We start from the raw sequence: 10,039 nt of genomic DNA on the forward strand, positions 1-10,039 counted from the left end.
GGCGCGATCGGCGCGAGGTCGAACGCGAAACCGCCGCCTGGGTCCACTGGTACAACACCCGCCGCCCCCACCTCGCCCTGGGCGGCATCACACCACAACAAGCAGAAAACCAACACACAACAACACGAAAGGAAGCGGCCTCAACAAGCCTCCGCAAAACCCAGGACTAGACAAACAGCGCGAGGGCCGCTGCACCCGTTACGTGGCGCTGCACCCGTTATGTGGCGCTGCACCCGAACAGAAGGGGTGTAATGCCTACGGATCGGGTGCACTGCCCCTCAGAACAAGTGAAAGTGTGGTCAGTGTGGGGCACGGGATGGTTGTTGAGGTTGGCCTCGATAATCGCCGACGCGCTTCAGGAGTAGTTCTGCGTTATCGCCGCTGCGTGTGGACTGGTGTGCAGGGGACGAGCCACTGGCGCTGCACCCGTTACGTGGCGCTGCACCCGTTATGTGGCGCTGCACCCGAACAGAAGGGGTGTAATGCCTACGGATCGGGTGCAGCGCACCCAATAACAAGAACAAACGCGGAATCTGCGAGACGACCGCCGACGAATTCGCACGTTAACCCGCTGTTGTGAGCGTGGGCAGCCCCGCCCACGTGCAGATTAGAGGGTTTACGTGCGCAATAGGGGGTTAACACTCCACTTAGCGGGTTAACGTGCGCGTGCGCTGAAGATGCGCGAGGCCATGGCGAGGCAGGCGGGGCAGCGCCGCGCTGGCGAGACGAGGCCGGGGGAGGGTTTCTTGCCGAGGGGTCTAATTTTGCAACGCTTCACATGTTGTAATTCTCGTCGGACGCGTCGTGCGTCTCGCGGTCTGCGTGATGTGTCATACAGGCGATTTTCCCTGGTTCTACGCCGTTTTAGTGCCGCGTGCGAGGAAGGTAAACCATACCTTTGACGGGATACGATCCTGGTCCTAAGTTGATGGATGATTCAAGGAGGTCCCATGACAACGCAGCGCGCCAGCGAGCACCGCCGCCCCTATCAGCTCGGCATCGACGTCGGTTCGACCACGGTCAAGGCCGTCGTCCTGGACGGAAATCGCCGACTCTTCTCCGACTACCGGCGCCACAACGCCGACGTGCGCGCATCCCTGGGCGCCCTCCTCGCCGACGTCGAACGTGCCTTGCCCGGCGCCCGCGTCCACGCGGCCATCACCGGCTCCGGCGGCCTGACCACCGCCCGCGCCATGGGCATCCCCTTCGTCCAAGAAGTCATCGCCGGCACCGAGGCCACCCAGCGCCTCCACCCCGAGGTCGACGTCGTCATCGAGCTGGGCGGCGAGGACGCCAAGCTCACCTACCTGCACCCCACCCCCGAGCAGCGCATGAACGGCACCTGCGCGGGCGGCACCGGCGCGTTCATCGACCAGATGGCGACCCTCCTGCACACGGACGCCGCGGGCCTGGGCGAGATGGCGACCCGCCACACCCAGCTCTACCCGATCGCCTCGCGCTGCGGCGTCTTCGCCAAGTCCGACATCCAGCCCCTCATCAACCAGGGCGCCGCCCACGAGGACCTGGCCGCCTCCATCTTCAACGCCGTCGCCACCCAGACCATCGCGGGCCTGGCGTGCGGTCGCCCGATCCGCGGGACCGTCATGTTCCTCGGCGGCCCCCTGCACTTCCTGCCCGCTCTGCGTGAGGCCTACAAGGCCCTCCTGCCCAAGGCCGACGCCTTCGTGACCCCCGACGACGCCCAGCTCTACGTCGCCATCGGCGCGGCCCTCCTCGCCGAGAAGGAGGCCGCCAAGCGGGTGCGCCAGGCCGAGGAGGCGGGGGCCACCTCCGTCGACACCCGCGGCGACAAGCTCACCACCCTCATGGAGCGCCTCGCTGCCGCCCCCGTGCAGGTCGAATCCCCGCGCATGGATCCCCTCTTCGCTACCCCCGAGGACCGCGAGGAGTTCGTGGCCCGCCACAGCCTCGACGTGATCCCCAAGGCCAGCCTCGACGAGGCCGAGGGCCGCTGCTGGCTCGGCATCGACGCGGGTTCCACGACGATTAAGGCCGTCGTTATCGACTCTCAGGACCGCATCGTCTTCACCCACTACGCCTCCAACGAGGGCGACCCCGTGGCCGCGGCCGTCGACATCGTGCGCGCCGTGCGAGGCGCACTCCCCGAGGGCTGCGAGATCGGCCGCTCGTGCGCAACCGGCTACGGCGAGGGCCTGGTCAAGGCCGCCCTCACCATGGACGAGGGCGAAATCGAGACGATGGCCCACTACCGCGCCGCCGAATTCATCTGCCCCGGCGTCACCTCCGTCATCGACATCGGCGGTCAGGACATGAAGTACCTGCGCATCCGTGACCACGCGGTGGACTCCATCTCCGTCAACGAGGCCTGCTCCTCGGGCTGCGGCTCCTTCCTCCAGACCTTCGCGCAGACGATGGGAACCGACGTGCGTTCCTTCGCGCGCATGGCCATGGAGTCCTCCTCCCCCGTGGATCTGGGCACCCGCTGCACGGTGTTCATGAACTCCTCCGTCAAGCAGGCGCAGAAGGAAGGCGCGGACGTGCGCGACATCAGCGCCGGCCTGTCCTACTCCGTCGTGCGTAACGCCCTCTACAAGGTCATCAAGCTCAAGGAGCCCTCGGACCTGGGTGAGCGCGTCGTCGTGCAGGGCGGCACCTTCCTCAACGACTCGGTGCTGCGCGCCTTCGAACTGCTCACCGGTCGCGAGGTCGTGCGCCCCGACATCGCGGGCCTCATGGGTGCCTACGGCGCCGCCCTGACCGCGCGCATGCACGACACGGGTGAGGGGACCTCGTCCCTGGCCACGATTGAGGCCCTGGAAGGCTTCAGCGTGGACACGACCCGCAAGACGTGCCGCCTGTGCCAGAACCACTGCCAGATGACGATCTCGACCTTCTCCAATGGTGAGCGCCACGTGTCGGGCAACCGCTGCGAGCGCGGCGCGTCCCTGGAGCGCGTGCCCAAGAAGTCGGAGCTGCCCAACCTCTACGACTGGAAATACAAGCGTATCTTCGGCTACCGCCGCCTCACCGAGAAGAAGGCGTTCCGCGGCGACATTGGCATCCCGCGCGTGCTCGGCATGTACGAGAACTACCCCTTCTGGTTCACGATGCTCACCGCGCTGGGCTTCCGCGTCATGATTTCGGGCCGTTCCAACCACGACCTGTTCGAGACGGGCATGGAGTCCATCCCCTCGGAGAACGTGTGCTACCCGGCCAAGCTCGTCCACGGGCACATCGAGTCCCTGCTGGACAAGGGCATCACGACGATCTTCTACCCCTGCGTCGACTTCGAGCAGAAGCTCACCGAGTCCGAAAACTCCTTCAACTGCCCCATCGTGGCGACCTACCCCGAGGTCATCCGCAACAACATGGAGCGCCTGGCGGAGCCCGGCACAAAGTTCATCAGCCCCTTCGTCAACTTCGGCAACCGCGACTACCTGCCCGCCCACCTGTCCAAGACCTTCAAGGAATACGGCTACGACATCCCCGTCGAGGAGATGAAGGCCGCCCTGGATAAGGCGTGGGAGGAGGACGCCGCCGTTAAGGCCGAGATCCGCGCGAAGGGCGTCGAAACCATCGAGTGGATGCGGGAGCACGGCGTGCGCGGCATCGTGCTCGCAGGCCGCCCCTACCACCTCGACCCCGAGATCAACCACGGTATCCCCGAGGTCATTGTCGGCCTGGGCATGGCAGTCCTCACCGAGGACTCCATCATCGATGCGCGCCTCGAGCGCCCGCTGCGCGTCCTCGACCAGTGGTCCTACCACTCGCGCCTCTACGAGGCCGCCGCCCGCGTCGGCGACGAGCCCGACCTCGAGATGGTCCAGCTCAACTCCTTCGGCTGCGGCGTCGACGCGATCACCGCCGACCAGGTCCAGGAGATCCTCGAGGGCCGCGGCGACGTGCACACCGTCCTCAAAATCGACGAGGTCTCCAACCTGGGCGCCGCCAAGATTCGCCTGCGTTCCCTCGACGCGGCGATCACCGAGCGCGCCTCCCTCACCTCCGCGATTAACGAGGCCGGGGCCGGCGACGGCGAGAACGGCGCGGATGGAGCGGGACTGGCCCCCGCCTCGTCCGTGGGCCTGGTGTCGGGTTCCGTCGACACGGCCACCCTGCGCGACCCCTCCGGGGACGCCGCCCGCGAGGAGGCGGCCGGGCACATCAAGCCGCGCGCGGTCTTCACCGAGGAGATGCGCGAGGCCGGCTACGAGATCCTCGCCCCCCAGATGTCGCCGATCCACTTCCGTTTCCTCACCCCGCTGTTCGCGACCGCGGGCCTGAAGGTGCGTGTCCTGGAGCATACGAGCCGCACCTCCATGGAGGTCGGCCTGAAATACGTCAACAACGACTCGTGCTACCCGGCGATCGTCGTCATCGGCCAGCTCCTCGACGAGTTCATCTCCGGGCGCGCCGACCCCGACCGTACCGCCGTGGGTATCACGCAGACGGGCGGCATGTGCCGCGCCAGCAACTACGCGGCCCTGCTGCGCAAAGGCCTGCGCGACGCCGGATACCCGCAGGTCCCCGTCATCGCCCTGTCCGTCCAGGGCATCGAGGACAACCCCGGCTTCCACCTGGGGATCCCCCACATCCACAAGGCCATCCAGGCCTTCGTCATCGGCGACGCCATCCAGTCGATGCTGCTGCGCGTGCGCCCCTACGAGGCTACGCCCGGCTCCGCGATGGACCTGTACCGCACGTGGGACGCCTACGTGCAGGAGTGGATCACGTCGGGCCGCGTGGCCGCCCTGGGTGGGCGCGTCTCCTATGGAAAGATCATCCGCGAGTGCGTGCGCGCCTTCGACGCCCTGCCCCTGCGTGACACCCCGCGCAAGCCGCGCGTCGGCCTGGTCGGCGAGATCCTCGTGAAATTCCACCCCGACGCCAACAACCACGCGGTTGACGTCATCGAGGCCGAGGGTTGCGAGGCCGAACTGCCCGGCCTCATGCAGTTCTTCCACAACTCCGTGGCCACCGCCGCGTGGGACAAGGAGAACCTGGGTATCGACGGCAAGCAGCGCTACATCATGCCGATCGTGCTCTGGGCGCTCAAGAAGTACGAGAAGCCCGTGCACCGCGCGTTCGCTGCGACGAACGGCAAGTTCGAGCCGCACCGGCCCATCGAAGAGATGATCGAGCGTTCCCAGGACATTGCGCGCCTGGGCAACCAGGCCGGCGAAGGCTGGTACCTGACCGCCGAAATGGTCGACATGATCGAACACGGCTGCCCGAACATCATCTGCGCCCAGCCGTTCGCGTGCCTGCCCAACCACGTCGTCGGCAAGGGCATGTTCCGTGCGCTGCGCACCCGCTACCCCGAGGCGAACGTCGTGGCCGTCGACTACGATCCGGGTGCCTCCGAGGTGAACCAGCTCAACCGCATCAAGCTGATGCTCGCCACCGCCCTGCAGGACCCGGAGGCGCGCGACAGCGAGGTTCTCCAGCTCGTGGACGTCGAAGAGCCGGCGTCGTGCGGCGGGTCGAGCTCGGTCATGCTCGGCATGCCGACCATCCCGACGAGGCGCGCCGCCTTCCGCTGAGCGTTTCGCCTCGTCGCGCTATCCGGGGCGCCGTGCGCGCTTCGGGCTGTGCGAGCCGTGCGCGGCGTGTGTGCCCCGGCCGTCGCGGTGCATCGCGAGGCCGACGCGCCCTACACCGTCAAGCTTCCGTGCGCGATCTCAAAGCCCGCCGACGCCCAGCCCGTGCTGTACGACAGACGCACCGAGACCTCGCGGATGCCCGAGGACGGCCAGGGCACCTCAAGGAAGCCCATCTCGCCCGGCGCGACATCCAGGGACGCCGAATACTCCCACGTTTCGTGGCCCTCCTCGACCACGCGGCACAGGAACTCCAGATCCGACGTGGACGTGAACGTCATGTGGTTGCGTACCGTCACCCCCGAATACGAGGGCGCCACCGTCACCGGCGCGTAGTGCAACTCCTCGCCTCGCACCTTGCGCAGGTCCGGGAAACGCGCCTGGGAGTACTCCGGGCGCGTCGGATCGAGAGCGTGGGCGGCGCGGACCTCGTCCTCTTCGTCCCCGATCGCCCAGGCGATGACGCTCGGGTGCGCGCGATCCCGACGGAGCGCGGCCTCGATGGCCTCGTCGCGTGCCACCCCCGGGCCGTACAGGTTTGACGCGCAGTCGATGATGTACAGGCCGTACTCGTCGGCCAGATCCAGGAATCGGGCGTGCCCGGGCGCGTCAGCGATCACGACCGTGTTGACGCCGTGGCGCTTACACCACACGATGTCGTCGAGCATATCCGGGATGTTGACGGCCAGGCCCGTGCGCCCGTCGCACTCGTTGCGGGTCACTCCCCGCAGGGCCAGCGCCTTGCCCGCCAGGCTCACCCCCTGGGAGGTCGCCTCAACGTCGCGGAAGCCGAGGTCAAGGGAAACCGTGTCCTTGACCCCCTCTTCGTCGCGCAGCGTCACAATCAGCCGATACAGCGCCGGCTCCTCCGCGCTCCACGGAATCACGTCCAGACCCCGCGCGGTCACAACCTCATCAGGAGAAGCGACCGCAGACCACAGCCTCTCCTGCTCGGTCTCGTTCACGAGCGCGGCGTGAACCTCGACACCGCCCGTCGTTTCAACCCGCAGCGTCAGCGCGCCCGCGCGACCATCGTGGGACGCCACCGGCACCACGTCCACGATGTGCGCCGGAGGCCTGGCCTCCAACGACACCTCGCGGAACAAACCGTGGCAGCACACCGGCGAATCCATCAGCAACACGACGAGCGCATGCGAGTGAGTAGGCTGCAACGCGCTGGTCACGTCGAAGGCCGCAGGAATGAAACCGTCCGCGCAGAAACCAACGAACGTTCCATCAACCCACGCGTAGAGAGGGCCAGAGAAGCCGCCGAAAGTCAGCGTCATCATCCAGCCGCGCTCAACCGCCTCCTTCAACGGGGCATCGAAGATGAATTTGCGGCGCAGAATCGAGGCGTGCACCAGGTCGGAGGGCTCTTCGTCGCCGACACGGGAGGCGTCCTCCTCGCGGGCCTGATCCTCACCGCGCAACCACGAGCCGTCCAGCTCGAGGACGCCGGGCACAGACGTCGCGCCGAAATTCTGTTGAGTGGGAGCACGACGAATCAGCTCCGAAGCGGTGCCAGTGGCACCGGTAACCTGCCAGGTGCTCGACAGCATCTGAAGTGGCCTGCGTGACCTCCACGTCGCGTGCACCGTCAAGCGGTTCACCGACGTTCCTGGCTCCCGCAGCCACGTGACGTCCGGTTCCAGGATGTGTCTCATGTTATTAAAGTATCATTATTCAACTAGTCAGAAAAGCGTAATTATTGCTGGAATACAGTCAAATATGCCTTGACATGCAGTTAGTTCTCAGCTGTCAAAGACGCTCGGTGTTCACATTGTGGGATTTTTGGCCGCCCGAATGGGCACAAGTTCGCGCCCGCCGACAGGCGACGAGCGCGTGACGAACCCCGGCCTCGTGGCCCGGGCGAGCGCGTGACGAACCCCGGCCTCGTCCCTGAGAACAGGAACGAGGCCGGGGAAAGTGTGAGGACCGGGTCAGCCCTGCACGCTCTGCGCGCCGTCCTGAGCCTTCGACTCGCGATCCGAGTCGCGCGTGATCTTACGGGCGAAGCCGTAAAGCAGCCACGTCGCGCCCGCGAAGAACACGATGCCCAGCACGTTCGCGACCGGGGTGAAACCGTCGCCGATGAACGGCAGCGCCAGCGGGGACTCCGAGCCCGTCGCGCCCGCGATGCCCGCGTAGACGACGCCGAACAGGGACTCGCCCACGATCAGACCCGTCGCAGCCAGCGTGCCGAAGCGCTTCGCGCGCTCCACGTCCGCCTGCTTGTCAGCCCACCTGTTGTACAGGAAGCCAATCAGGCCGCCGATCGGGATCAGGATCGTCAGGGACGCCGGCAGGTAGATGCCCATGCCGACCGCGAGCGGAGGCAGGGCCAGCTTGCCCTTCGAGGCGGGGCGCAGGACCTCGTCAATGATGATGACGACGACACCGATCGCCGCGCCGATACCCAGGAGCTTCCAGTCGATGCCGCCGCCGAGCACGCCCTTCGCGAGCGAGGAAATCAGCGAGGCCTGCGGGGCCGCCAGCGCGTCCGGGCTGGCACCCGGCGCACCCTGGAAGCCGAAGGAGTTCTGCATGAGCTCCAGGACCGGAGGAATGATCAGCGAACCGAAGACGACGCCGATAACCAGGGCGACCTGCTGCTTCCACGGGGTCGCGCCCACCAGCTGGCCGGTCTTGAGGTCCTGCAGGTTATCGTTCGCGATCGTCGCGATGCAGAACACAATCGCGGACGTGAACAGCGTGTAGGCGATGAGCGCCGTGTTCTCCTCCGTGGTCGAACCGCGGCCGTGCACCGCCAGGATGACGACCGCCGTGATGACGACGACCAGCAGGCCGACGCCCGACACGGGCGAGTTCGACGAGCCGATGAGGCCCGCCATGTAACCGCACACCGCCGCGACCAGCAGGCCGGCGAGCAGGATGAAGAGAACCGACACGGCGATCAGGACGGCCGTGTTGTGCTCGATCTGCGTGCCGCGCATGAACCACCACAGCAGTCCCGCGATCGGAATCATGGCCACAAAAATGGAGACGATGACCCACTTGCCGGGAATGTCCTGCTCGGTGCGATCGATCTGGGCGCCGTCTTCCTTGGCGCCGCGCGAGGCGCGCAGCGACTCGGACATGCCGCGGACGATCGGGCCCATGATCTTGATGAGCGTCCAGATGGCGGCGACCGCCATGACGCCCGCGCCAATGAAACGCACGTCCGACTTGAAGACCGTCGACAGGGCCTCAGTCAGGTCCTTCGCGCCGTCCAGCTGGCCGTTCGCGTACAGGGGCAGCAGGACACCGTAGGAGGTGAGCATGCCGATGAGCATCGCGACGCCCACCGTCATGCCGACCAGGTGGCCCACGCCGATGAGCGCGAGCGACAGGGACGTCGAGAGCATCGTGCCCGTCGAGCCGATCCTGAAGGCGGCGCCGACCTCGGAGGCGGTCACCTTCAGGTAGCCGAAGAGGGCCATCGCCGCCGAGGCCAGGGCGCCCCAGGTGATCGCCAGCAGGCCGCGCTTGTTGTCCTCGCCGGCCTCCTGGGAGTCGCCGACCTTGAGGATCTCAGCGCCGGCCACGCCCTCGGGGTAGGGCAGGTCCGAGCCTGTCACGAGCGCGCGACGCAGGGGGATCGAGTACATGACGCCCAGCGAACCGCCGACCGCGCACACGAACATGGTCTGCCAGTAGGGGAAGCCGCTCCACCAGCCCACGATCACGAGGCCGGGGAGGACGAAGATGACAGCCGACAGCGTGCCCGCCGCCGACGCGATCGTCTGGACGATGTTGTTCTCCTGGACCGTGTGGTCGCCCCAGAATCGCAGGACAGCCATCGAGATGACGGCCGCCGGGATCGAGGTCGCGAAGGTCAGACCGACCTTCAGGCCCAGGTACACGTTCGCGGCCGTGAACACCAGCGTAATGATTCCGCCGATGATGATGCCGCGAAGCGTTAGTTCTTTGAGCGACGTTCCTTTAGTCGCACGTGGCGCAGACACGAAAAGTCCTCTCGCTGCGTTGAATAGATACCCTGCAAGAGTAGAGCATGTATGCGCTGGTGTGAATGATATGCGGTTACTTAATCTCGTATTCAACCGTTCTACATGTTGGGGTGGCGGCCTGGTCTGGTTGTGTGAACCGGGTGTTGTGAGGGTTGTTAGTTGCGCGTAGTGGTGCTCTGACCTTGTGGATGCCTATTGGTGTGCACTCGTGCAAGACCGGTCTCGCTCACTGCAGGTGCACCCATGGGCGTGCGTGCTTGTTCGTGAGCGCCTGGTCGGCGCGCCGCGGGGGTGGTGTGGCCCTGCTCCCAGCCTGCCCGGTCGATTTGCGTTGAGCGGGGGTCCGTGTAGTAGAGTATCCGGGTAAGGTAGCGTGTCCGAGCGGCCGAAGGTGCAGCACTCGAAATGCTGTGTGGTGTCACAGCCACCCTGGGTTCAAATCCCAGCGCTACCGCCACCGCCGCCCGGCCCCGATGGGGCCGGGCGGCT

The 10,039-nt window shown here is 66.4% G+C and carries 4 protein-coding genes and 1 tRNA gene; 3 read left to right on the plus strand and 2 right to left on the minus strand.

The features are described from left to right. On the plus strand, window positions 1-170 hold a 170-nt coding region (locus HMPREF1138_RS10920; protein ID WP_009058949.1), incomplete at its 5' end, for an integrase core domain-containing protein. Between the two features lie 780 nt (window positions 171-950). Further along, a complete protein-coding gene (locus HMPREF1138_RS08960; RefSeq protein WP_009058944.1) occupies window positions 951-5,525 on the plus strand; it encodes an acyl-CoA dehydratase activase-related protein in 4,575 nt (1,524 codons plus the stop codon). Window positions 5,526-5,635: 110 nt separating this feature from the next. Here the strand turns inward: HMPREF1138_RS08960 and HMPREF1138_RS08965 are convergent, their stop codons facing one another. Further along, window positions 5,636-7,246: a glycoside hydrolase family 2 TIM barrel-domain containing protein gene (locus HMPREF1138_RS08965; protein ID WP_039937753.1), complete on the minus strand. Its 1,611-nt coding sequence runs from the start codon at window positions 7,244-7,246 to the stop codon at window positions 5,636-5,638. 276 nt (window positions 7,247-7,522) lie between these two features. Next, window positions 7,523-9,547, minus strand: a complete 2,025-nt coding sequence (locus HMPREF1138_RS08970; RefSeq protein WP_009058952.1) for an OPT family oligopeptide transporter — start codon at window positions 9,545-9,547, stop codon at window positions 7,523-7,525. A 370-nt stretch (window positions 9,548-9,917) separates the two neighbouring features. Between HMPREF1138_RS08970 and HMPREF1138_RS08975 the strand changes: the two genes are divergently transcribed. Beyond that, a tRNA-Ser gene (locus HMPREF1138_RS08975) sits at window positions 9,918-10,007 on the plus strand. Window positions 10,008-10,039 lie beyond the last annotated feature (32 nt).

Source organism: Actinomyces sp. ICM58 (genome assembly GCF_000283035.1).
Classification (GTDB): Bacteria; Actinomycetota; Actinomycetes; order Actinomycetales; family Actinomycetaceae; genus Pauljensenia.